The following is a 20,568-nucleotide window of genomic DNA, read 5'->3' on the forward strand; positions in this document are numbered from 1 at the left end:
TGCTGAACGACGAAGGGCATATCGGTAGCACGATTTATTCTGCTCGGCGTCTCAGTTCTCTGAGCTTCATCAAAGCATAAACCGATTCAAGGTGGGGAATCGGAACGCCGGCTTTCCGTCCGACCCTCACAGCATTGCCTAGGATAGCTTCCGTCTCCATCGGCCGGCCCGCCTCGAAATCCACCAGCATACTCGTCTTGTAAGGCGGCATCTTATACGTGCTCTCTATGTTCTTGTCGACAGTATCGGGAGGCAATGGATGCCCGGTAGCTTCGGCGATCCGGCAAACCTCCTCCATGATGGCTCTTACGAAAGGCTCTTGAGTCGAGAGTATGTCGTTCGTGCTGAGACCGCCGGAGAGGACCGACAAGGGGTTGAAGGGAGCATTCCAAACGCATTTCTGCCAGCGAGCCGCGACGATATCTTCGGATGCGACGCAAGTAATGCCTGAGCGTTCGAACATGCTGCACAATGCTCGAGCTTTCTCACTGACCCCTTGTGGATAATTGCCCAAAGCCAGTCTTCCGTAGGCTTGATGCCAGATCTTGCCGGGCGCGGTGCGAGTGACGCAGATAAAGGCCAAGCCGCTGATCAGTTCGTTGTTCGGGAACGCCTTTGCGATTTCGTCCTCGATGTCGATGCCATTTGAAATGAGTACGATGGATGTTTCCGGTCCCACCGCATCTTTCAGGAGTCCTACCCGATCGGCGTGCTCGACCACTTTGATGCACAGGAGAACGTAATCGGGCTTTTCGGTCAGCTCCGAGGCATTGCGCACGACGGTACGGGGCCGGAAGTGATAGTGGCCCAGCTTGGTGTCGCTCGCAATGTCTATGCCGTGGAGTTTGACGTGTTCGTAATCGGAACGGGCCATCATCGAGACGTCCGCTCCTTGCCTTGCGAGGAGAGAGCCGTAAAAGCTGCCGACAGCCCCTGAGCCTATGACCAGTACGTTCATGTCGATTCCTCCAAAAGCGTTTTTCTATTCGCTGGCAATAACGGTGTGTAGCCCGGATTTTAGGTCGAGCGGCGTTCCGCTTCCCCCGGTAGATGCTGGTTTGCCGCGTTCTGCAGGCAACTCCTCAAAAAAGGAATGGTGAGCTTGCGCTTTGCGGCAAGGGTTGCGTGGTCGAGTTCGTCCAGCAATCGTTTCAAAGAGGACAGATCGCGACGGTGATGGGAAAGTAGAAAACGCCCCACCTGAGGTGGCAGATCCAAGCCGAGCGAGCGGGCGTAGGCACCGAGAACCAGCAGTTTTTCGTCATCGTTCAAAGGTTGAACGCGCAAGGTTAATCCCCAGCCCAATCGCGTTTTCAGGTCTGGAAGACGTATTGGAAGCTCGGCTGGCGGTACATTAGCAGTAGCGATGAGGCGGTTGCCGTGTTCTCGCAAGCGATTGAACAGATTGAATAAAGCCCGTTCCCAAGCATCATCTCCGGCGATGGCCGCGACGTCGTCCAGGCAAACCAGATCTTGATGGTCCAGGCCATCGACCGCACCGGGACCGTATTCGCGCAGGCTGGACAGCGGCAAATAGGAGACTGATAAACCGCTCTGATAAGCTTCTCGACAGCACGCGTTGAGCAAGTGGCTTTTGCCGGTGCCTGGTTCGCCCCACAGAAAAACCAGCGTCTCGCCGCTACCGCCGGCAGCCCGTTTCAGATGCGCAACGATTTCGAGGTTGCCGCCCGAGTGGTATTGCTGAAAGCCCAACTCGGGATTAAAGGCGAAGCGCAGAGGAAGTTGCTCCGCCATAGGTTCAATAAGGTGTGGCCGTCGCGGCGTTTTTGGGGTTGACGGGAAGCAAGCCGCCGAACGTATCCGTCATGAGTACAAAGGAGCTATTTCACTTGCGCGTTCTTTAGCGCCGTCGCGATGCGAGCCAAGCGCGCGCCAAACGCACGGCACAATCGCCGCTCTTCGTCGCTGATGCCATTGTCGCTTCCGGTATGCCGACTGGGTCCGTAGGGTGTCCCTCCGCTGGTGGTTTCGAGAAGAGCGCTTTCGCTGCTGGGAATTCCGACTAGAACCATGCCATGGTGCAGCAAAGGCAGGAGCATGGTGATCAGGGTCGCTTCCTGTCCTGCGTGCATGGAAGACGTGGCCGTGAACACGCCGGCTGGTTTTCCCGATAAAGCGCCGGAAAACCACAGAGAACTGGTGCTGTCGATGAAATATTTGAGCGGCGCCGCCATATTGCCGAAGTGAGTGGGACTCCCCAAGGCCAGCGCATCGCAATTCTTGAGATCGTCGAGTGTCGCGTAAGGCGCGCCGGATTCGGGAATGGTGTCCCCGGTGGCCTCGCAGACCGGCGACACTTCAGGAACGGTACGGATCTTGGCGACGGCGCCGGGAACTTCCTCCACACCTCTGGCGATCAGATTGGCCATTTCGGCGGTGGCACCCCAACGGCTGTAGTAGACGATTAGAACTTCAACCATGGAAAGGACGAAACGTTTGAATAGGTCAATGCATGCCGGCGTGGCCGGAAGAGGTCGCTTGAGACCCAGGGGCGTTAAATAATGTTCAATACGTTTTCCGGCGGGCGCCCGATAGCGGCTTTTCCGTTTGCCAGCACGATGGGACGCTCGATGAGAATCGGGTTTTCCACCATCGCGGCGATCAACGCTTTTCGATCCAATGCTGGATTATCCAGGCCCGCTTCCTTATAAACCGCTTCGCCTTTGCGCATCAGGTCGCGCGGTTCCATTTTCAGCTTGGTCAGAATGTCTTCCAGTTCGGATGCGCTGGGTGGCGTTTTCAAATATTCGATTACGGTGGGTTCTATGCCTTTACTCTTGAGCAGCTCGAGAGTCGCGCGTGATTTGCTGCAGCGGGGATTGTGGTAAATCGTAACGTTCATGGGTGTCGTAACCTCGAAATCGATCGTGACAAATCGGAATTCGCTTACTCAAGCGGGGCGAACCGCGCAATTGCTCAACTCGATCACACCTGACAATCTGGCCAGTCCGGCCATCTAGGTGAGACTGCCGCGCGTTTTTCGTTCCCGTTCCTGTTCTTTGCCGATGACTTTGACTAGTTCGGTAAGCTCGCTGGCGAGTATTTCCAGGAGATCGTCGCTCGTCAAAATTCCGGCCAACAATCCTTGTTGGTCGACCACCGGGATTCGGCGCACGCCCTTGATGCGCATTCGCTGCAAGGTTTCCCATAGCCCGTCCTCTTCGTGGGCGGTAATGAGATCATAACTCATGATATCGCCAATGGTGACGGCGCTCGGGTCCAATTCTGCGGCGAGGATTTCAACGACCAAATCCCGGTCAGTCACGATGCCGACCGGCTTGACGCCTCCAGTCGAATCCTCGACTACGATGGCGCTGCCCACGTGGAACTCGCGCATCACTTTAGCCGCATCGATAATCGAGTCTTCTTTTCGCAGGATAACCGTATCGCGGTTACAAAATTGTCCAACAGACATGATGATCCTTTTAGGCCGTTGATGGAAAGAATCCTTGTATTCTACCGGGTTGCGCCCCCCGCTGCAGGAAAAACGGCACGGAGCTAACCGGGCAGAAAAAGATAAAGGAGCACGCCTCCCAGAATCAGCCTATAGATCACGAAAGGCAGCATACCGATGCGGTCGAGAAGGCGCAGAAACCAGTCGATGGTGACGTAAGCGACGACGCCCGAGAGTAGTGCGCCGAGGAACATGTTCCACCAAGATACCGCGTGGTCGGACACCGCGAGTTCGTAGGTCTTGAGTAAACCAGCCAATGCGGTTACCGGTATAGATAGTAAGAACGAAAAGCGGGCGGCGGCTTTCCGGTTGAGTCCGAGGAACAAACCACCAGTGATTGTGATACCGGATCGGGATGTGCCGGGAACCAATGCGATCGCCTGAAAAAGGCCGACGATCACCGCGTCCTTCCAGTTCATGTCGGCATCGGTGCGTCGCTCGGCGCTTACTTTTTGTGCTAGCCAGAGAATCAGGGCGAATACGATCGTGCTGGCGGCGATGACCAGCGGGTTGCGCAACTGGGTCTCGACGTAGTGGTTGGCTGCCAATCCGGCGAGGCCGGCGGGGATTGTTCCCAAAATCACATACCAGGCCAGTTTGGCGTCGGTATTCATGCCTTTTCCGGAGATCGAGCGCCACCAGGCTCCGGCCATATCCCGCAGGGCGCCCGCATAATAGACCACGACCGCGGTAAGCGTCCCGATATGTACAGCTACGTCGAAGGCCAAGCCTTGGTCGTGCCAGCCGAAAAGCGTCGGTGCCAGGATAAGGTGAGCGGCGCTGGAGATCGGCAGAAACTCCGTCAGCCCTTGCAGTAAGGCCAAATAATAGACTTGATGGCAGTCCATGAGGCTCCTTTAGTCGTCTGAATGGTCGATATCGATCAGTTCCCGCAGAACTGCGGTCGCGTAAGCCCCGGAGGGGAGCGTGAAACACAAACGCAAGCGGCTTCGGTCGCAAAGTTCCCAATTAAAGCCTTCCGGGCAAAGCCGCAGCGGCCGGCGGGCCATTTCGAGTCCGAACGCTTCGAGTCCGCGGCAGAGTTCGGACTCTTCTTCGACGATAGCCGCTTCTATCGCTAACGCTTGGTCGCTGACGGCGGGCGTGCCTTTGCCCCAGAGAACGCCGCTTGGATGAATCTCCCTGGCCTCGATCCGTTGGGTAATTTCCGGGGTAATCGTTTCGGGTTTGAAAAAGCTGCGCGAGTCTGAAAACATGAAGACATCGCCGCTGATGGCCTGGTCCCAGTTGTTTTGCGCGACCCGGCTGGCAAGGATTCGGTTGAACAGATAGGAACGTGCCGCTGATAGATAAATTCCGCGTCGATGCGGGTCCGCGCGCCCTAACGTTCCCGCGAAAAGAGCTGACGCTTTGGCGACATTGTGTCCTTCGCGGCCAAAACGTTGCGTACCGAAATAATTGGGAACGCCTCGGGCGGCGACTTGCTTCAGGCGTTGCTCCAGCACTGCGGGATCGTGTTTCAACTCGCGAACGGTGATCTTGAAGCGGTTGGCGACCGCGGCGCCTTTTCTAAGCTTGCGGCCATTGCGGCGGACTTGGAGTATGCGGAGAGACGGCGACTCGAGTTGGCGCCAATCCGGTTCGGGTTTGCCCGGCAGCCACACACTGAACCATTGAATGGTTTTGCCGTGGCGGTCTTTGAGACCGGCGTAACCGATGTCCCGCGCCGAGACGCCCGCAAAACGAGCCAACTGGCGTGCGACATAATCCGTGTTTTCGCCGCGCTTTTCGATGCGTAGAAAAACATGCTCGCCTTGGTCCGAGGGTTCGAAACCCAGCACTTCCTCGACGATGAAATCTTCCGGCGAGGTCTTGATCGCGCCAGTCCCGGCGGGGCCGCCGAAAGCGTAGGGCAGGGCGGCGTTCGAATCGCCCATGGCTTTAGGTTTTGCGGAGAAGCGCTACCGCATAGGCAGAGATGCCTTCGCCCCGGCCTTCGAAGCCCATGCCTTCGGTTGTGGTGGCTTTGACGTTGACCGCATCGTACGCAATCGCGAGGTCATCCGCGATGGTTGTGCGCATTTTTTCGATGTAGGGTGCCAGCCGGGGTTGTTGTGCGACGATGGTCAAATCGACGTTGCAGACGGAATAACCGTTCTCGACGATTTTGGCGTGAACGTCGCGGAGCAGAACACGACTGTCTATGCCTTTGAACTTCGGGTCGGAATCCGGGAAATGACGACCGATGTCGCCCAGCGCCGCCGCACCAAGTAAGGCATCGCACAAGGCGTGCAAGGCAACATCTCCATCCGAGTGAGCCGCCAGGCTTTTTTCGTAGTCTATGGCCACGCCCCCAAGAACCAGTTGGCCACCCTCTTTGAACCGATGCGCATCATAACCTTGGCCTATTCGTAGCATTGTCGCTCCAGGTAAAAAGCAGCCAGGGACAAGTCCTCCGGCCGGGTGATCTTGATGTTGTCCGGGCGTCCTTCTACGAACTTGGGACGCCATCCTTGAAGTTCGAGAGCGCTGGCTTCGTCGGTCACCACGAGTTTCCGCTCGGCCGCATCGATCAGCGCGTGCTTGAGCATACCAAAGCGAAACATCTGGGGCGTCAGCGCGCGCCAGATCCGGCTTCGGTCGATGGTTTCGATGATTTCCCCCGTTTCAACGCCCTTCAAGGTGTCCGTGACCGGCAGCGCCAATATCCCGCCCACCGGATCGTTCCCAAGCGTCCTGATCAGTTTTTGGATGTCGCCGCTTGTGATGCAGAGGCGAGCGGCATCGTGTACCAATACCCAGTCGTCCGGTGCGGCGGTGCCTTCGAGGCTCATCAAAGCGGAAAGCACGGAGTCGGCGCGTTCCTTGCCGCCTGGCGCTGTGCGTATCTTGGGATGGGTGGCGCATGCCAGTTCTGGCCAATAAGCGTCCTCGCTGCCGAGAGCAACGACAATACCTGAGAAGGCGTCGATCTGCAGCAATCGTTCCAGAGTATGTTGCAGTACCGGCTTGCCCAGAACTTCGAGGTATTGTTTGGGTACCTCGGCCCCCATGCGCTTGCCCACGCCGGCTGCCGGGACGACAGCCCAGAATCGTTGGTTTAGGTCGATGTCGGTCATGGGACGTGGCTAACGGGGCCTTTCGGTTACCGGCGGCGAGTTCCGCTCGGTAGGCTTTGATCGTGGTGCCTGTTCGTGCGTCTTGTTCTTCGGCATTTCGATCACTTGGATGAAAATTTCACCTTGCTTGATCATGCCGAGCTCTTGACGAGCCCGCTCTTCGATCGCATCCGTACCTTCCTTCAAATCCCTGACGTCGGCCTCCAGCGCGGCATTGCGTTCGCGCCGTTTTTCGCCCTCTTCAGTAAGCTTGTCAATACGATCCTGTAACTCCTGCAACTCCGCAATTCCGCCGTCGCCCAGCCACAGCCGATACTGCAGCAAGGCTATCAATACCAGCAGAAAGATGATCAGCTTTCTCACACGGCTGTCGGACGGCGTCCAGTCTCTCAGAGCGTCTGACGGAAGGCTCTACGTCCGGCGTATCGGGCTTTGGCCCCCAGTTGCTCTTCAATCTTGAGTAGCCGGTTGTACTTGGCGATTCTGTCGGACCGGCTGAGAGAACCGGTTTTGATTTGCCCTACGCAAGTGGCCACCGCGAGATCCGCGATCGTGGTGTCCTCGGTTTCGCCGGAGCGGTGCGAGACAACGGCCGCGTACCCGGCCTGCTGAGCTATGGCGATGGCTTCCAGGGTTTCGGTCAAGGTACCGATTTGGTTGACCTTGATCAGGATGGCGTTGGCGATTCGGGCCTCGATGCCTTGCTTTAGGATGGAAGGGTTCGTGACGAAAAGATCGTCGCCTACCAACTGGATGTTATTGCCCAGGCGATCGGTCAAGCGTTTCCAACCATCCCAGTCGTTTTCGGCCATACCGTCTTCGATGGTGATGATTGGATACTTGTCGACCCAGGCGGCGAGATAGTCCGTGAATTCAGCCGAGTTGAAGCGCTTGTTCTCGGATTCCAGCGTATAGATGCCATCTCGGTAGAACTCCGAACTAGCAACGTCAAGACCGAGATAGATGTCTTCTCCCGCTTTGTATCCGGCTCGCTCAATCGCTTCCAAAATGACAGTGATCGCGGATTCGTTGGACGGTAGATTAGGGGCGAAGCCACCCTCATCGCCTACGCCGGTTCCGAGACCCCGCTCGGCCAAGATTTTTTTCAGCGCATGAAAGACTTCCGCTCCATAGCGGAGCGCTTCCCGGAAACTGGGTGCACCGACGGGAAGAATCATGAACTCTTGCATGTCGATGCTGTTATCGGCATGTGCGCCGCCGTTGATGATGTTCATCATCGGCACGGGGAGCAGGAACTCGCCGTTCCGGTTGAGATAGGCGTAGAGCGGTTTTCCTGCGTCGTTCGCCGCGGCGTGGGCGGCCGCCAAGGAAACGCCGAGAATGGCATTCGCTCCTAGACGACCTTTATTTTCGGTGCCGTCCAGTTCGATCATCTTTTGGTCAATAGCCGTCTGATCTTCGGCGTCCATACCTAGAATAGCGGACCGGATCGTCGTTTTGACATTCTCGACGGCTCTCAGAACACCTTTCCCCAAATAGCGCGCTTTGTCGCCGTCCCTGAGTTCGATGGCTTCGCGCGTACCGGTGGAAGCGCCGGAAGGGACCATGGCGCAGCCGGTTGCTCCGGATTCGAGCGTAATCTCTACGGCGACGGTGGGATTGCCTCGGGAGTCGAGCACTTCGTGTGCCCATACTTCGGTGATTTTGCTCATGGGTTCCGTTCCTCTGGTGTTGGGATTTCGTTATGAAATCAATTCCGTTTAGATCATTCCGTGTTGTTTAACAATGCGGTCAATTTCGACAAGCACCTCCAAGAGCTCCTTTATGCGAGTCAAAGGCCAAGAATTGGGTCCGTCGCTTTTTGCTTTGTCCGGTTCGGGGTGGGTCTCCATGAACAGGCCAGAGATGCCCACCGCCACAGCGGCCTTGGCCAAGATCGGGATGAATTCACGCTGTCCTCCGGAAGCCGTGCCCTGGCCACCGGGCAATTGCACCGAGTGGGTGGCGTCGAACACGACGGGACAACCGGTCTCGCGCATGACGGCGAGCGAGCGCATGTCGGAAACCAGATTGTTGTAACCGAACGAGACACCGCGCTCGCAGACGAGGATTTGTTCGTTGCCGACGGCTCTCGCCTTGTCGACTACGTTCTTCATATCCCAAGGGGCCATGAATTGGCCCTTCTTGATATTGACCGGTTTTCCTTGCCTGCAGACGTTCTGAATAAAGTTGGTCTGACGGCAGAGAAACGCGGGCGTCTGCAGCACATCGACTATGGCGGCGACTTCGCGCAATGGCGTATCCTCGTGGACGTCGGTCAGCACCGGTACCCCGACATCTCTCCTAACCTTTTCGAGAACGCGCAGACCCTCTTCAAGACCTGGGCCACGGAAGCTTTCGTGCGACGAGCGGTTCGCCTTGTCGAAGGAGGATTTATAGACAAATGGAATGCCGAGCTTGGATGTGATCTCCTTTAGCGTTCCCGCGGTTTCTATGGCGAGTTGTTCACTTTCGATCACGCAGGTGCCGGCGATCAGAAAAAACGGCCGGTCCAAGCCGACTTCGAATCCGCACAGTTGCATCAGTTCACCTTCTTGATTTCACGGTATTCTGTCGCGGCACGCACAAAGCCGGTGAAGAGCGGGTGGCCAGTACGCGGGGTGGAGGTGAACTCGGGATGGAACTGGCAGGCGAGGAACCAAGGATGATCGGGAATTTCGATCATTTCCACCAGGCGGCCGTCGAGCGACTTACCGCACACCTTAAGTCCCGCGGCTTCGAGGGGCTCGAGATAGCGATTGTTGAACTCGTAGCGATGGCGGTGGCGCTCGTTGATGACGTCCTTGCCGTAGACTCGATGGCCCAAGCTGCCGCCGACCAGTCGGCATTGTTGGCCCCCGAGGCGCATCGTGCCGCCGAGATCAGAGGTTTCGTCCCGATGCTCGATTGTGCCGGAGTTGTCTTGCCACTCCGTAATCAGAGCGATGACCGGATGTGGTGTCTTCGGCAAGAACTCCGTGCTATGGGCGCCTTCCAGTCCCGCCACGTTGCGGGCGAACTCGATGACCGCCACCTGCATGCCTAGGCAAATGCCTAGATAAGGAATTTTTTCCTCGCGGGCGTATTTGACTGTGGCGATCTTGCCTTCGACGCCCCGTTCGCCGAAGCCTCCGGGCACCAGAATGGCGTCCACGCCTTCCAGCGAGCCGGTGCCTTTGTCCTCGATTTCCTCGGATTCGATGAAGCGGATATTGACCCGGGTTTTGGTCTGAATTCCGGCATGGACGAGTGCTTCGGTCAGGGATTTGTAAGCATCGGAATGATTGACGTACTTGCCCACCATGGCGATGGTTACCTCACGCTCAGGGTGCTCCAAGGCGTCGATAACCCTTTGCCATTCGCTGAGATTGGCCGTACCCGCGTCGAGCTTGAGTTTTTTTACCACGATGTCGTCCAACCCCTGCTCGTGCAGAAGCAGCGGAATCCGATAGATCGTGTCGGCGTCCACGGCGGAGATGACGGCATCTTCCTCGACATTGGTGAAGAGAGCGATCTTCGTGCGCTGCGATTTGGGAATGATCCGGTCCGAGCGGCAGATTAAAATGTCCGGCTGTATGCCGATGGCTCTGAGCTCCTTTACCGAGTGTTGGGTCGGTTTAGTCTTGAGTTCTCCGGCGCTAGCTATATACGGGACCAGGGTGAGGTGAATGAACAGGCACTTGTGGTCGCCCAGTTCGACGCTCATCTGGCGCGTGGCCTCGAGGAAGGGCAGGGATTCGATGTCGCCGACTGTTCCCCCGATTTCAATCAAGGCTACATCGTATCCTTCCGCGCTGAGCCGGATAGCTCGCTTGATCTCGTCCGTGATATGAGGGATGACTTGCACGGTCGCTCCGAGATATTCCCCCCGCCGTTCCTTGCGAATGACATTTTCGTAGATCTGTCCGGTCGTCCAACTGTTGACCTTGCCCATAGTGGTGCTAACGAACCGCTCGTAATGACCGAGATCGAGGTCGGTTTCGGCGCCATCTTCGGTAACGAAAACTTCGCCATGTTGAAACGGGCTCATGGTGCCCGGATCGACATTGATATACGGGTCGAGTTTGGTCAGTGTGACTTTAAGCCCACGGGCTTCCAGTATTGCGCCGAGCGACGACGCGGCAATGCCTTTGCCCAGGGATGAAACAACTCCGCCGGTAATGAAAATGTATTTGGTCATTCAACGATGGGTATGAAAGGACTGCGTGACGATCGTGGAGACCGGGCTCGTCACGTCGGACGTCAAAGGATTTGTGCTGTTATTTTACTTGACCTTCGGACTCGAGTCACCGTCCCCTTTTTTTACCATCGAATGCCGAATCGCGCTAACATGAGGAAAATACGAAATAATTTTTGAGGAGATTTCATTAGATGACTTGGGCGAGACTATCCACGCTTGTCTTCGGGGTGGCGGTGATGTTCATAGTGTCGGGATGTACCTGGGTGGAACTTACTCCGGGGGGCGAAAAGGTACGCGAACTCACGCCCCCCGAGGTCGGGCGTTGTAAGCATTTGGGGCGTGTTACATCGAATACGGCGGCGACCGTCGGTATCTTCGCCCGCAGCAAGGAGACGGTGCAAAAGGAAGTCAATCGTCTTGCCCGCAATAACGCGGCGGATATGGGTGGAGATACTATCGTGCCTGCCGGTCCTTTGATCGACGGTGAGCAAACCTTTAACGTCTATCGTTGCATCAATCCTTGATGGATAGCCAAGCGCCGGCAAAACCGTCCGGCGCGTGCCACCGGATCACGATATTGCAGTCGTTCGGTTCGCCTGCGAAACCGGCAGACACCCACCATCCCGCCACGGCCGCGAGCTCGTCGCCGATATAGATCAATGGCGTTCGCTCTCGGATCCAGGGCGGAATTCCGGCTTCCTGAAACAGTTTTTTGAGGTCGTGAGAGCCTTTGCGGCCAGGCAGGCGGAGCGATTCGCCACCTTGTCGGTAGCGAACGGTGATCGTCCCGCTTCGCCACGCGGCGAGCGAGATTCCCGCTCGTTTTTCCAAGCTCGCGCTTAGAGCGCCGTTCTGGTCCGGGAGATGGAGCGTCGCGACGCCATCCCATGGGATGATCTTGTCGGGGTGAAACGGTGGGATGATCGGCATCAGATAGAGCTCTTCCCGATATCGCCGTATCTCTCCTTCGTTCCACCGGATCGCTGGATTTCGGTCCGGTTTGGCGTCCAGCGCTTCGTTCAAGACACGATCGATCACACGCGTAGACGGCCTACGGAAGCCACGGCTCCGGAGCCACTCGCGCAGAATCAGGCGGCGGTCCGGTACCGAGCAGGCCCGCAGCGGATTCAGAAGAAGAGTGCCGCGTTTCGGTTGGATCACGGTCTTTAGTAGGTCCGCCGCCAGCGCGTTCAGCTGCGTTTGCGCTTCGGCGCAATGCTTGGCCGTTCGGGCCAGGGTGTCCTTCACCGCCGGCCATCGCTTTTCGAGTAAAGGAAGAACTTCGTGACGAATGAAATTTCGGTCATAACTCAGGTCGCGGTTGCTAGGATCTTCGATCCAGGCCAACCCGTGCTCTTCAGCATATTCCCGCAGTTGAGTGCGGGAGAAGGACAACAGGGGCCGCAGCAGAAATCCAGGTCCGAAGGCGGTGTACTCCGGCATGGCGGCAAGGCCGTCGATGCCGGCCCCGCGAAACAGCTGGAGCAGTAGCGTCTCCGCCTGATCGTCCCGATGCTGCGCAGTCAACAATGCTTCGCTTTCGGAAAGGAGTGCGCGCAAAGCCTCGTAACGGGCGTTCCGGGCAGCCTCTTCGGGGCTTTCGCCTGGCTTCGGCATCGCCTTGACCCGAAGCAGTTGGAACGGGATTCCGAGCAGTCGGCTCGTCGCTTCGCACGTTTCGGCCCACTCGTCTGCGGCGGCTTGCAGGCCATGGTGGATATGTACGGCGGCAAACTGGAGGTCGGGATGGCTGTCTTTCAGTTTCGCGCAGAGGTGGAGCAGGACCTGAGAGTCGAGTCCGCCGCTGTATGCAATCCAATAGCGGGTTGCCGGCGGATGGCGGGATAGATTTTGCTGCAGTGCTTCGACGAAAAGGCTCATGCCAGCCGTACAAGTACGGGGCCGATCAGAGACCCGTCCGGAGGCGGAAAGCAGCCGTCGGTGACCACTCCGTGAAAATGAACGATAGCTACGCGACCGCCTCTTCGAAAATACCGTAGCTCATCAACCGCTCGTAACGCCGTTGCAATAAGGTCTCGATGGGTGTACGGCGTAGTTCTTCGAGATGCCGTTTCAGCGCTGCTTTCAGATTGTCGCTGACTTGCTTACGATCACGATGAGCACCGCCCAACGGTTCGGGGACAATTTCGTCGATCAATTCTAGTTCCCGCAGCCGGTCCGACGTGATGCCCATGGCCTCGGCCGCGAGTTCGGCCTTGTCCGCGCTTTTCCAGAGGATGGATGCGCAGCCTTCCGGCGAAATGACCGAATACGTACTGTATTGGAGCATCAAAAGGCGGTCGCCCACGCCTATGGCCAGCGCGCCTCCGGAACCGCCTTCGCCGATCACGGTGCAAATAATCGGGGTGCGCAATTTCGACATTTCGAACAGGTTTCGGGCGATGGCTTCGCTCTGCCCCCGTTCCTCCGCGCCGATACCGGGATAGGCGCCAGGCGTGTCGATAAAGCAGAAGATGGGCAAGCGGAATCTTTCGGCGAGGTGCATCAGCCGTAATGCCTTGCGGTAGCCCTCTGGCCTCGGCATGCCGAAGTTGCGGTAAATCTTTTCCTTGGTGTCCCGGCCTTTCTGATGACCGATGACCAGGACCGGTTGTCCGTCCAGTTTGGCGAGTCCGCCCACGATCGCCGGATCGTCTGCGAAGCCTCGGTCCCCGTGAAGCTCGTGGAACTCGGAGAACATCAGATCGATGTAATCTAGCGTATACGGACGTTGCGGATGCCGGGAAAGCTGCGATATCTGCCACGCGGTCAGCGATGAGAAGACCGATTCGGTCAGCTTGCGGCTCTTTTCCTCAAGCCTTGCGATCTCCTCGCTGATGTTGATTTCGTTGTCGAATCCGACCCGCTTCAGTTCTTCAATCTTGGCTTCGAGTTCGGCGATGGGTTGTTCGAAATCTAGGAATTTCAGGTCCATTTGTCGATTTTTTGGAATGCATGGGGGCGCCTAGTTTAACACCTCGGCCAAGAAATTCCGCAGACTCTCCCAGGAGCGGCGATCCGCGGTTTCATCGTAAACCGTCCCGAACGATCGGTCGTTTGCCATGGGATTGGTGAAGGCGTGCAAGGTATTTCCATAGATATGGATTTGCCAGTCGGCTTCGGCTTCGGTGAGCTCTTTGGCCAGACTCAATATCTGATCCGGCGGTGCCATGGGATCGTCATGGCCGTGCAGGACGAGAACCTTAGCTTTGATCTTCGTGCCTTGCGTATTGCCCGGCGGTATGAGTAAGCCATGGAAGCTGACGACGCCGCGGAGATCGGCGCCGGTCCGCGCGAGATCCAGCACGCACAAGCCGCCGAAGCAAAAACCCATCGCCGCGATCCGCCTGGGGTCGACCTGAGGAAGTTTGCGGACGGTTTCCAGCGCGGCGGTAATCCGGTCTTGCAGCAATCGGCGGTCGTCCATGAAAGGTTTCATCAATTTTGCGTTTTCCTCGGGGCCGGTTCCCAATTTACCCTTACCGTACATATCGAGCGCAAAGGCCGCGTAACCCAGTTCAGCTAGCCTGCGCGCCTTGTTGCACACGAATTCGTCACGGCCAACCCAGGCGTGGGAAATCAACACGGCTGGCAGAGGTTGGGGGCGCTTGTCGTCATACGCGAAGAAGCCTTCAAGTTGAACGTCGTTATGGGTGTAATCGATCGTCTGGGTTATGACAGCCATTACTATCTCCAAAAGTACCGAAGGAACGAGATGAATAGCTTAACGGATCGTCGGCTTCAGCGAGGAGCGTCCGAGGCCGAGAACGAATGCCGCCATTGCTGATCCTCCCGCTCGAAGATGCGATCAGCTTCCTCGGGGCCCCAGGAACCGGCGGGATAGGTGTGAATGAATTCCCGCTCTACCGACCACGTTCTGATAATTGGGTCGACGACTCGCCAGGCCCACTCGACCTCGTCTGAACGCAGGAACTGAGCATGATCGCCAGCGATGACATCCAGTAGGAGCGACTCGTAGGCGTCGAGTTGGTAACCGGCCTGATAGCAGGTGCTGGCGTCGAGTTGAGTTGTTCGAGCGCGCATGCCGATGCCGGGTTCCCGTACCTGAACTTCGATGCGGATGCACTGTTCAGGTTGTATGCCCATCAACAGCCAATTTGGGGGCACCGCCGCGATTTGAGTTTCTCGAAACAATTGCTGCGGCGGGTGTTTGAAGCGTATGGCGATCAGCGAGCTGTTTTTCGCCAAGCGTTTGCCGGTCCGCAAATAAAACGGCACATTGCGCCAGCGCCAATTGTCGATGTACAGCTTTAGCGCGGCATAGGTCTCAGTCGTACTTTGCTTGTCGACCTGCTCTTCGTCCAGATATCCGGGCACATCCTGGCCCTCGACGCGTCCACGGGTGTATTGGGCGCGGAACGCATGGGCATGGACCGCGGCCTTGGGGATGGGCCGAATGGACTTGAGCACCTTGACCTTTTCGTCCCGAATCGATTCTGCATCCATGGTTGCCGGGGGTTCCATGGCGACTAAGGCTAGCATCTGCATCAAGTGGCTCTGGATCATGTCGCGCAGTGCGCCGGCAGTTTCGTAATAGTCCGCCCGGTCTTCGATTCCTGCCATTTCGCTATGCGTGATCTGCACATGATCGATGAGGTTGCGGTTCCACAACGGTTCCCACATGAGATTTGCGAAGCGAAATACGAAGATGTTTTGCACCGTTTCCTTGCCGAGATAATGATCGATTCGGAAGATCTGCTGCTCGGTAAAGTTGCGGTGTAGGTGGCGATCGAGGATTTGCGCATCCTCCAGGTGGTAGCCGAACGGTTTTTCGACCACGAGACGGCGCCAGCCCCCTTGTTCCTGATTGAGTCCGCTCAGCGCTAAAAAGTCCGCCGCCGCTTTATATTCTGAAGGCGGAAGCGAAAGGTAATACACGTGATTAGGTGGAAACTCGGGCCCGCTGTCCAACAGCTGTCTGAGGCGCATCGACGAGTCGGGATCACCGATGTTCGCCGAGAAGAAATGGAGTCGCTGATTGAAGTGGTCGAGTGCCTCTTGGTCGAGTGAGCCGCCCAGGCGCTCTTCCAGCCATTTGGACACCTCGGCCCGCCATTGAGAATTATCCCAATCCCGTCGGCCTAAACCTAGTATGACCGTCGCCTCGGGCAGTCGGCCGGCTTTGTCCAATCGATACAGAGCGGGTAACAGCTTGGTGCGGGAAAGGTGACCGGTAGCTCCAAAAATCGTGAACACGCATGCATCAAGCATCATTCCCTCCCGGCGAATTGGCCATGCTTTGGATAATACTGTTTCGTCCCGTTTCCGCCAATGCATGGACCGGTCGAAGCGGGCTCGTTGCCAATGAAATCGGGATTTGATAAGAACGCTCTGAGTACTTCAACGCGGATTGATACCTCGATGAGCGATGATCGGCTGGCTCGGGTGCTCGTTCTGATCGACGAGGCCAACGCGCAGGACCCCAATAGCGAAGTTTGGCAAGGCAAATCCTACCCCAAGGAATTGCTTTACGGGATGCGCATGACAGAGTGGCTCCACCGCCTCTACCCCGAGGCGACGGACTTGCTGCAGATTGCCGCACGCGGGCAGCATATCCGGCGTTGGGAAGTGCCGCGGCAGACTTACCCGGACACGCGCGAGGGATATCTCCAATGGCGGAGCTATTTGTATGGCTTTCATGCCGATTGTGTTGCGAAGCTCATGGCGCAAGTAGGATATGACTCGGTAGACATCGAGCGTGTGAGAAAGATTCTTCAGAAACGTGGTTTGAAAACCGATTCCGATGTCCAAGCGATCGAGGACGTCGCTTGTCTCGTGTTTCTCGATCATTACTTCGCCGCCTTCGCCGCGGAGATTCACGACCAGGAAAAGCTGATCGGAATCGTCCGCAAGACCTGGAAGAAGATGTCCGAGCACGCACGCGCGCGTGCGTTGAAGCTAGAATTCCCGGTGCCGATCCGCGCTTTGCTCGCGGCAGCTTTAAGGGCGGCATAGAGTTGAGCGCCGAGTAGATCGTCGATGGGTAAGGCGAGATTAGCCGAAAGCGTCGGCGGCAATGGCTTTTTGCCAGCTTCGAGCGTGCTCTGCCTCTTTCCGGCGGTCCCCATCCATCGGCGTTTCGCCCGTCGACACGGCTTCGAGCTGTTTTTCGGCTTGTAAATACCTGTAAACGCCGGTTATTGAGATTGCATAATCCGGCTGTAAGAAACTGTAGCAGTGATTGATCAAGGCCGGAGGGCCGGGTTCTCGATCTTGCAGGAGGTCGATCACGGCTGCGGCGCAGACCTTCGCGTGGGAGTTGGCGGCAAATGCCGATTTGGGCATCGGCGTCGCGATACAGGCATCCCCGATGACATGTATATACGGTACCTGTGTCGATGTGAAGGTCAAAGGATCGACGGGGCACCAGCCCGATTCATCCGTTAGCCGCGCCTGATGGGCAAGTCTGCCGGCCTTTTGCGGTGGAATCACATTCAAAACGTCCGCATGATGCTCGTCGAACTCGGTATAGACGGTGCGAGACGCGGCATCTACCCGCTCGATCTTCCCTTCCTTTTCCGCCGAAATCCATTCCACCATGCCCGGATAAAGCTCTTTCCAGCCGTGTAGGAACAGCGCTTGTTTGGAGAATTTGGTTTTCGCATCCAGCACAAGCACCTTGGAACGTGGTTTGTGACGTCTTAGAAAATGAGCGATGAGGGAGGCGCGCTCGTAGGGCCCCGGCGGGCAGCGATACGGGTTGGGCGGCGCGGTGATGAGCACCACGCCGCCATCGGGCATGGCCTGCAGTTGGCGGCGCAATAGGGTGGTTTGTGGTCCGGCCTTCCACGCATGCGGGGCGAGATGGCTGGCCGCCTCGTCGTATCCGTCGATAGCCTCCCAGCGGAAGTCGATGCCGGGCGCCATGATTAACCGATCGTACCGCACCGACGATCCGTCCGCTAAGAACACCACGCGCTTATCGGCATCGACCGACCGAGCTTCGGCCGTTATAACGTGTATGCCGCGATCGGCACTGAGCGCGCCGTATCCCCGCCTAAGCTCGTCAAGCGGGCGTAAGTCTGCGATCACTTCGTTTGACCCGGGGCAGGATAAATAAGCTGCGTGTTGCTCGACCAGAATAACTTCTAATTCAGGTGCGAGTAGCTTGAGGTACTTTGCTGCCGACGCGCCCGCGAATCCACCGCCAACCACGGCTACTCGGGCTTGATTTAGCCGAGGCCGGGTTGCGCGATGACCGGCCGAACAACCGAATAGCCCCAGTGCTCCGATCGTCGAGGCCCATTTGAGGAAGCTTCGCCGGGAAATCTTTGTCATGAATCCTCTCTATCGACGATCCCTGAAAAACCGGGCCAATTCGAGGAAATCACGATCGTTATACCCTTGCGCGATACGGTCCATCACCGTTGCTGCGCGCTGCCCCGACTTGAACTCCTGCATAGTGCGGATGAATGTGGATTCGGGGATGTTATTGATTGCCGGAATGGACCCCACGCCCTGGCCCGATGTGCCGTGACAGCCGGTGCAAGCGAGGGCGATTTGGGCAAAGGCCGAACTCGCGCGATCGTCGGCGGACACCCCTTGCGGAACCGGCGTTGTAAGCGCAGTTACGTATGCGGATACCACAATAACTCGAATCGGTCGCATACCTGAGACATTTCACCGGGAGAATATCCGCTTAGCGTACATCGCCGGCGCGGATTTGAAAATTGTGGCCGTCATGAGAATCGGAATCCCTCGTGCACCGCTGACAAAGAAAGCTTTGGTAAGAGCCGAACGGTCATTGTCCCGATGCTACAAACGGGCCGGGCCAAGGATGTTGGTGTCATCACCAGAGACGATATGAGAGGTTGATTTTTCATACCGTATCAAAAACAGCGATTTACGGTTTTTCTTGTTGGCCGAGGAGAGCTGTATAGGTATTTATTCATAGATAGACTGTTCCTTGACAAGGTATGAATGAGTGATAGACTGCAACGCACCCCGGGAGTGGGGCAAATTGTCGCAGGGGGTAATAAGACTCGCGGCGAGGATAAAGAAGACAAGCAGGGAAGCGAGTTGAGGTGGCGATGCGGAGACGCATCGCGAGTATGACTTAAATTGGAGGTAAACCTATGGCTGCAACAACTGTTGGTGGAGTAGAGGCGCAAGACAAGCCTCTGTTGGATGTGAAGTGGCTGACCTTTGCGTTTCTGCTGTACACGGTCTTTTATCTGTGGGTTCGGTGGTATGAAGGGGTCTATGGCTGGTCGGCTGGTCTGGACTCGTTTGCACCGGAATTCGAGACGTACTGGATGAACTTCCTGTACACGGAGATCGTGTTGGAAGTGGTGACGGCCTCGATTCTGTGGGGCTATCTGTGGAAGACGCGTGACCGCAACATGGCGGCACTGGCTCCGCGGGAAGAACTGCGCCGGAACATGACGCACCTGATTTGGCTGTTTGCGTATGCATGGGCCATTTACTGGGGTGCGAGCTACTTCACCGAGCAGGATGGCACCTGGCACCAGACGATTGTTCGCGATACGGACTTCACGCCGTCGCACATTATTGAGTTCTACTTGAGCTACCCGATCTACATCATCACGGGTGGTGGTGCGTTCTTGTATGCGCACACCCGCCTGCCGTACTTCCAGACGACGACCAAAGGTTTGTCGCTGGCGTACCTGATTTTGTGGACGGGTCCGTTCATGATTCTGCCGAACGTCGGTCTGAACGAGTGGGGTCACACCTTCTGGTTTATGGAAGAGCTGTTCGTAGCGCCCTTGCACTACGGCTTCGTGATCTTCGGCTGGCTGGCATTGGCGATCATGGGCGTGCTGTTGCAGATCTTTGCTAGCGTCTCGAACCTGATGGGCAAAGAGATCTGCGAAGCGGTGGATCAAGGCCTGATCGCGAAATAAGTTTGGGAAGGGTTGCGGCGGCCGGCGTTGAGAGAGATCTTGGCGCGGGTCGCTGCGGCCGGCAGAGGACGTGGCGATGGTTGTCCGAGATCGGGCGGTCATCGAGAACGACAATAAATGAACTTTTGGAGGTAACTCATGAGCGCACTTCAATCTGCGGTTCGGTCTCATGCCGAAGCAGTGCAAGTCTCCAGGACGATTGACTACCTGGGGCTTTTCATTTTCTTCTTTGTGGTGTGTGGTTCGTATCACATCCACGCGATGTTGACGATGGGTGACTGGGACTTCTGGGCGGACTGGAAGGACCGTCGTCTGTGGGTGACGGTGACGCCGATTGTGTTGATCACGTTCCCGGCGGCGATTCAGGCGTGGGCCTGGGAGAAGTTCCGGAATCCGTGGGGCGCGACGATTGCGGTATTGGCGCTGCTGTTTGGTGAATGGGTCAACCGTTACTTCAACTTCTGGGGTTGGACCTACTTCCCGATCAACTTTGTTTTCCCGGCGCTGTTGGTTCCGGGTGCGATTTTGCTGGACACCTTCCTGATGCTGTCGGGCAGCTATCTGTTCACGGCGATTGTGGGCGGTTTGGCTTGGGGTTTGATTTTCTACCCGAGTAACTGGCCGATGATTGCCCCGCTGCACGTGCCGGTGGAATACAACGGGATGCTGATGTCGATTGCCGACATTCAGGGTTACCACTATGTCCGTACGGGTACCCCCGAGTACATCCGTATGGTTGAAAAAGGTACCCTGAGAACCTTCGGTAAAGACGTAGCGCCGGTGTCGGCGTTCTTCTCGGCCTTCATGTCCATTCTGATTTACTTCATGTGGCACTTTGTGGGCCGTTGGTTCTCGACCGTTCGGTTCTTGAAGCAGACCTAATTGGGCCGAAACGGAACGTACAAGCGAAAAGCACCGTTCTCGGGAGCGCGCGTAAGGGTGGGCTCT

The 20,568-nt window shown here is 56.9% G+C and carries 23 protein-coding genes; 4 read left to right on the forward strand and 19 right to left on the reverse strand.

The window, feature by feature from the left end:
* Positions 1 to 34: 34 nt before the first annotated feature.
* The 13 genes from QEN43_RS19010 to QEN43_RS19070 form a co-directional block, all read right to left on the reverse strand.
* Positions 35 to 958 carry a ketopantoate reductase family protein gene (locus QEN43_RS19010; RefSeq protein WP_026609832.1) on the reverse strand — a complete coding sequence of 308 codons (924 nt, stop codon included), beginning with the start codon at positions 956 to 958 and terminating at the stop codon, positions 35 to 37.
* Between the two features lie 59 nt (positions 959 to 1,017).
* Positions 1,018 to 1,755 (reverse strand): DnaA regulatory inactivator Hda, encoded by a 738-nt coding sequence (hda, locus tag QEN43_RS19015; RefSeq protein ID WP_051331542.1) that lies wholly within the window; start codon positions 1,753 to 1,755, stop codon positions 1,018 to 1,020.
* Positions 1,756 to 1,841: 86 nt separating this feature from the next.
* On the reverse strand, positions 1,842 to 2,441 hold the full coding sequence (wrbA, locus tag QEN43_RS19020; RefSeq protein ID WP_317963513.1) for an NAD(P)H:quinone oxidoreductase: 600 nt from the start codon (positions 2,439 to 2,441) through the stop codon (positions 1,842 to 1,844).
* A gap of 74 nt (positions 2,442 to 2,515) precedes the next feature.
* Entirely contained in the window at positions 2,516 to 2,863 is a 348-nt protein-coding gene (arsC, locus tag QEN43_RS19025; protein ID WP_026609834.1) for an arsenate reductase (glutaredoxin), read from the reverse strand.
* Positions 2,864 to 2,977: 114 nt separating this feature from the next.
* Entirely contained in the window at positions 2,978 to 3,436 is a 459-nt protein-coding gene (locus QEN43_RS19030; RefSeq protein ID WP_317963514.1) for a CBS domain-containing protein, read from the reverse strand.
* 83 nt (positions 3,437 to 3,519) lie between these two features.
* Positions 3,520 to 4,323, reverse strand: a complete 804-nt coding sequence (locus QEN43_RS19035) for an undecaprenyl-diphosphate phosphatase (RefSeq protein WP_026609836.1) — start codon at positions 4,321 to 4,323, stop codon at positions 3,520 to 3,522.
* A 9-nt stretch (positions 4,324 to 4,332) separates the two neighbouring features.
* Positions 4,333 to 5,373, reverse strand: a complete 1,041-nt coding sequence (gene truD, locus QEN43_RS19040) for a tRNA pseudouridine(13) synthase TruD (RefSeq protein ID WP_026609837.1) — start codon at positions 5,371 to 5,373, stop codon at positions 4,333 to 4,335.
* 4 nt (positions 5,374 to 5,377) lie between these two features.
* Entirely contained in the window at positions 5,378 to 5,854 is a 477-nt protein-coding gene (gene ispF, locus QEN43_RS19045; RefSeq protein WP_026609838.1) for a 2-C-methyl-D-erythritol 2,4-cyclodiphosphate synthase, read from the reverse strand.
* On the reverse strand, positions 5,842 to 6,555 hold the full coding sequence (ispD, locus tag QEN43_RS19050; protein ID WP_317963515.1) for a 2-C-methyl-D-erythritol 4-phosphate cytidylyltransferase: 714 nt from the start codon (positions 6,553 to 6,555) through the stop codon (positions 5,842 to 5,844). The genes ispF and ispD overlap by 13 nt, the downstream gene beginning before the upstream one ends.
* A 9-nt stretch (positions 6,556 to 6,564) precedes the next feature.
* On the reverse strand, positions 6,565 to 6,918 hold the full coding sequence (gene ftsB, locus QEN43_RS19055) for a cell division protein FtsB (protein WP_026609840.1): 354 nt from the start codon (positions 6,916 to 6,918) through the stop codon (positions 6,565 to 6,567).
* Between the two features lie 26 nt (positions 6,919 to 6,944).
* On the reverse strand, positions 6,945 to 8,228 hold the full coding sequence (gene eno / locus QEN43_RS19060; RefSeq protein ID WP_317963516.1) for a phosphopyruvate hydratase: 1,284 nt from the start codon (positions 8,226 to 8,228) through the stop codon (positions 6,945 to 6,947).
* A gap of 48 nt (positions 8,229 to 8,276) precedes the next feature.
* On the reverse strand, positions 8,277 to 9,098 hold the full coding sequence (gene kdsA / locus QEN43_RS19065; RefSeq protein ID WP_317963517.1) for a 3-deoxy-8-phosphooctulonate synthase: 822 nt from the start codon (positions 9,096 to 9,098) through the stop codon (positions 8,277 to 8,279).
* Positions 9,098 to 10,735 (reverse strand): CTP synthase, encoded by a 1,638-nt coding sequence (locus tag QEN43_RS19070; protein ID WP_317963518.1) that lies wholly within the window; start codon positions 10,733 to 10,735, stop codon positions 9,098 to 9,100. Before QEN43_RS19070 ends, kdsA begins: the two co-directional genes overlap by 1 nt.
* 191 nt (positions 10,736 to 10,926) lie before the next feature.
* Between QEN43_RS19070 and QEN43_RS19075 the strand changes: the two genes are divergently transcribed.
* The gene (locus QEN43_RS19075) at positions 10,927 to 11,259 is read left to right on the forward strand and encodes a DUF4156 domain-containing protein (protein ID WP_026609844.1); all 333 of its coding nucleotides are present in this window, start codon (positions 10,927 to 10,929) and stop codon (positions 11,257 to 11,259) included.
* Here QEN43_RS19075 and tilS read toward each other — a convergent pair.
* The 4 genes from tilS to zwf all read right to left on the reverse strand — a co-directional run bounded on the left by tilS (position 11,249) and on the right by zwf (position 15,970).
* On the reverse strand, positions 11,249 to 12,616 hold the full coding sequence (gene tilS / locus QEN43_RS19080; protein WP_051331543.1) for a tRNA lysidine(34) synthetase TilS: 1,368 nt from the start codon (positions 12,614 to 12,616) through the stop codon (positions 11,249 to 11,251). The genes QEN43_RS19075 and tilS overlap by 11 nt on opposite strands.
* 88 nt (positions 12,617 to 12,704) lie before the next feature.
* Positions 12,705 to 13,670, reverse strand: a complete 966-nt coding sequence (gene accA, locus QEN43_RS19085) for an acetyl-CoA carboxylase carboxyl transferase subunit alpha (protein WP_026609845.1) — start codon at positions 13,668 to 13,670, stop codon at positions 12,705 to 12,707.
* Positions 13,671 to 13,700: 30 nt separating this feature from the next.
* Entirely contained in the window at positions 13,701 to 14,420 is a 720-nt protein-coding gene (locus QEN43_RS19090; RefSeq protein WP_026609846.1) for a dienelactone hydrolase family protein, read from the reverse strand.
* 56 nt (positions 14,421 to 14,476) lie between these two features.
* Positions 14,477 to 15,970 carry a glucose-6-phosphate dehydrogenase gene (gene zwf, locus QEN43_RS19095; RefSeq protein ID WP_202901093.1) on the reverse strand — a complete coding sequence of 498 codons (1,494 nt, stop codon included), beginning with the start codon at positions 15,968 to 15,970 and terminating at the stop codon, positions 14,477 to 14,479.
* 147 nt (positions 15,971 to 16,117) lie between these two features.
* Here zwf and QEN43_RS19100 point away from each other — a divergent pair, with 147 nt between their 5' ends.
* The gene (locus QEN43_RS19100; RefSeq protein ID WP_026609848.1) at positions 16,118 to 16,711 is read left to right on the forward strand and encodes a DUF4202 domain-containing protein; all 594 of its coding nucleotides are present in this window, start codon (positions 16,118 to 16,120) and stop codon (positions 16,709 to 16,711) included.
* 39 nt (positions 16,712 to 16,750) lie between these two features.
* On the opposite strand, the gene QEN43_RS19105 is transcribed toward QEN43_RS19100, so the two are convergent.
* Together QEN43_RS19105 and QEN43_RS19110 are read right to left on the reverse strand one after the other, a co-directional pair.
* Positions 16,751 to 18,034, reverse strand: coding sequence for an NAD(P)/FAD-dependent oxidoreductase (locus QEN43_RS19105; RefSeq protein WP_026609849.1), 1,284 nt, complete (start codon positions 18,032 to 18,034; stop codon positions 16,751 to 16,753).
* Positions 18,035 to 18,043: 9 nt separating this feature from the next.
* Complete coding sequence (locus QEN43_RS19110) at positions 18,044 to 18,343, reverse strand: c-type cytochrome (protein WP_156912686.1); 300 nt, start codon at positions 18,341 to 18,343, stop codon at positions 18,044 to 18,046.
* A gap of 488 nt (positions 18,344 to 18,831) precedes the next feature.
* On the opposite strand from QEN43_RS19110, the gene amoC reads away from it, so the two are divergent.
* Together amoC and amoA are read left to right on the forward strand one after the other, a co-directional pair.
* The gene (gene amoC / locus QEN43_RS19115; RefSeq protein WP_026609850.1) at positions 18,832 to 19,620 is read left to right on the forward strand and encodes a bacterial ammonia monooxygenase, subunit AmoC; all 789 of its coding nucleotides are present in this window, start codon (positions 18,832 to 18,834) and stop codon (positions 19,618 to 19,620) included.
* A gap of 138 nt (positions 19,621 to 19,758) precedes the next feature.
* Positions 19,759 to 20,502 (forward strand): bacterial ammonia monooxygenase, subunit AmoA, encoded by a 744-nt coding sequence (gene amoA / locus QEN43_RS19120; protein WP_026609851.1) that lies wholly within the window; start codon positions 19,759 to 19,761, stop codon positions 20,500 to 20,502.
* The last annotated feature ends 66 nt before the right edge of the window (positions 20,503 to 20,568 follow it).

Source organism: Methylocaldum szegediense (assembly GCF_949769195.1).
GTDB lineage: Bacteria > Pseudomonadota > Gammaproteobacteria > Methylococcales > Methylococcaceae > Methylocaldum > Methylocaldum szegediense.

What these genes read in the sequence shown, in the direction of transcription:
- amoC (WP_026609850.1), top strand. Translation starts at nt 18,832, where the DNA reads ATGGCTGCAACAACTGTTGGTGGAGTAGAGGCGCAAGACAAGCCTCTG.
- ispF (WP_026609838.1), bottom strand. Translation starts at nt 5,854, where the DNA reads ATGCTACGAATAGGCCAAGGTTATGATGCGCATCGGTTCAAAGAGGGT.
- QEN43_RS19070 (WP_317963518.1), bottom strand. Translation starts at nt 10,735, where the DNA reads ATGACCAAATACATTTTCATTACCGGCGGAGTTGTTTCATCCCTGGGC.
- kdsA (WP_317963517.1), bottom strand. Translation starts at nt 9,098, where the DNA reads ATGCAACTGTGCGGATTCGAAGTCGGCTTGGACCGGCCGTTTTTTCTG.
- QEN43_RS19100 (WP_026609848.1), top strand. Translation starts at nt 16,118, where the DNA reads ATGAGCGATGATCGGCTGGCTCGGGTGCTCGTTCTGATCGACGAGGCC.
- accA (WP_026609845.1), bottom strand. Translation starts at nt 13,670, where the DNA reads ATGGACCTGAAATTCCTAGATTTCGAACAACCCATCGCCGAACTCGAA.
- QEN43_RS19030 (WP_317963514.1), bottom strand. Translation starts at nt 3,436, where the DNA reads ATGTCTGTTGGACAATTTTGTAACCGCGATACGGTTATCCTGCGAAAA.
- QEN43_RS19090 (WP_026609846.1), bottom strand. Translation starts at nt 14,420, where the DNA reads ATGGCTGTCATAACCCAGACGATCGATTACACCCATAACGACGTTCAA.
- eno (WP_317963516.1), bottom strand. Translation starts at nt 8,228, where the DNA reads ATGAGCAAAATCACCGAAGTATGGGCACACGAAGTGCTCGACTCCCGA.
- QEN43_RS19010 (WP_026609832.1), bottom strand. Translation starts at nt 958, where the DNA reads ATGAACGTACTGGTCATAGGCTCAGGGGCTGTCGGCAGCTTTTACGGC.
- hda (WP_051331542.1), bottom strand. Translation starts at nt 1,755, where the DNA reads ATGGCGGAGCAACTTCCTCTGCGCTTCGCCTTTAATCCCGAGTTGGGC.
- QEN43_RS19035 (WP_026609836.1), bottom strand. Translation starts at nt 4,323, where the DNA reads ATGGACTGCCATCAAGTCTATTATTTGGCCTTACTGCAAGGGCTGACG.
- arsC (WP_026609834.1), bottom strand. Translation starts at nt 2,863, where the DNA reads ATGAACGTTACGATTTACCACAATCCCCGCTGCAGCAAATCACGCGCG.
- ispD (WP_317963515.1), bottom strand. Translation starts at nt 6,555, where the DNA reads ATGACCGACATCGACCTAAACCAACGATTCTGGGCTGTCGTCCCGGCA.
- truD (WP_026609837.1), bottom strand. Translation starts at nt 5,373, where the DNA reads ATGGGCGATTCGAACGCCGCCCTGCCCTACGCTTTCGGCGGCCCCGCC.
- wrbA (WP_317963513.1), bottom strand. Translation starts at nt 2,441, where the DNA reads ATGGTTGAAGTTCTAATCGTCTACTACAGCCGTTGGGGTGCCACCGCC.
- amoA (WP_026609851.1), top strand. Translation starts at nt 19,759, where the DNA reads ATGAGCGCACTTCAATCTGCGGTTCGGTCTCATGCCGAAGCAGTGCAA.
- zwf (WP_202901093.1), bottom strand. Translation starts at nt 15,970, where the DNA reads ATGATGCTTGATGCATGCGTGTTCACGATTTTTGGAGCTACCGGTCAC.
- QEN43_RS19075 (WP_026609844.1), top strand. Translation starts at nt 10,927, where the DNA reads ATGACTTGGGCGAGACTATCCACGCTTGTCTTCGGGGTGGCGGTGATG.
- QEN43_RS19105 (WP_026609849.1), bottom strand. Translation starts at nt 18,034, where the DNA reads ATGACAAAGATTTCCCGGCGAAGCTTCCTCAAATGGGCCTCGACGATC.
- tilS (WP_051331543.1), bottom strand. Translation starts at nt 12,616, where the DNA reads ATGAGCCTTTTCGTCGAAGCACTGCAGCAAAATCTATCCCGCCATCCG.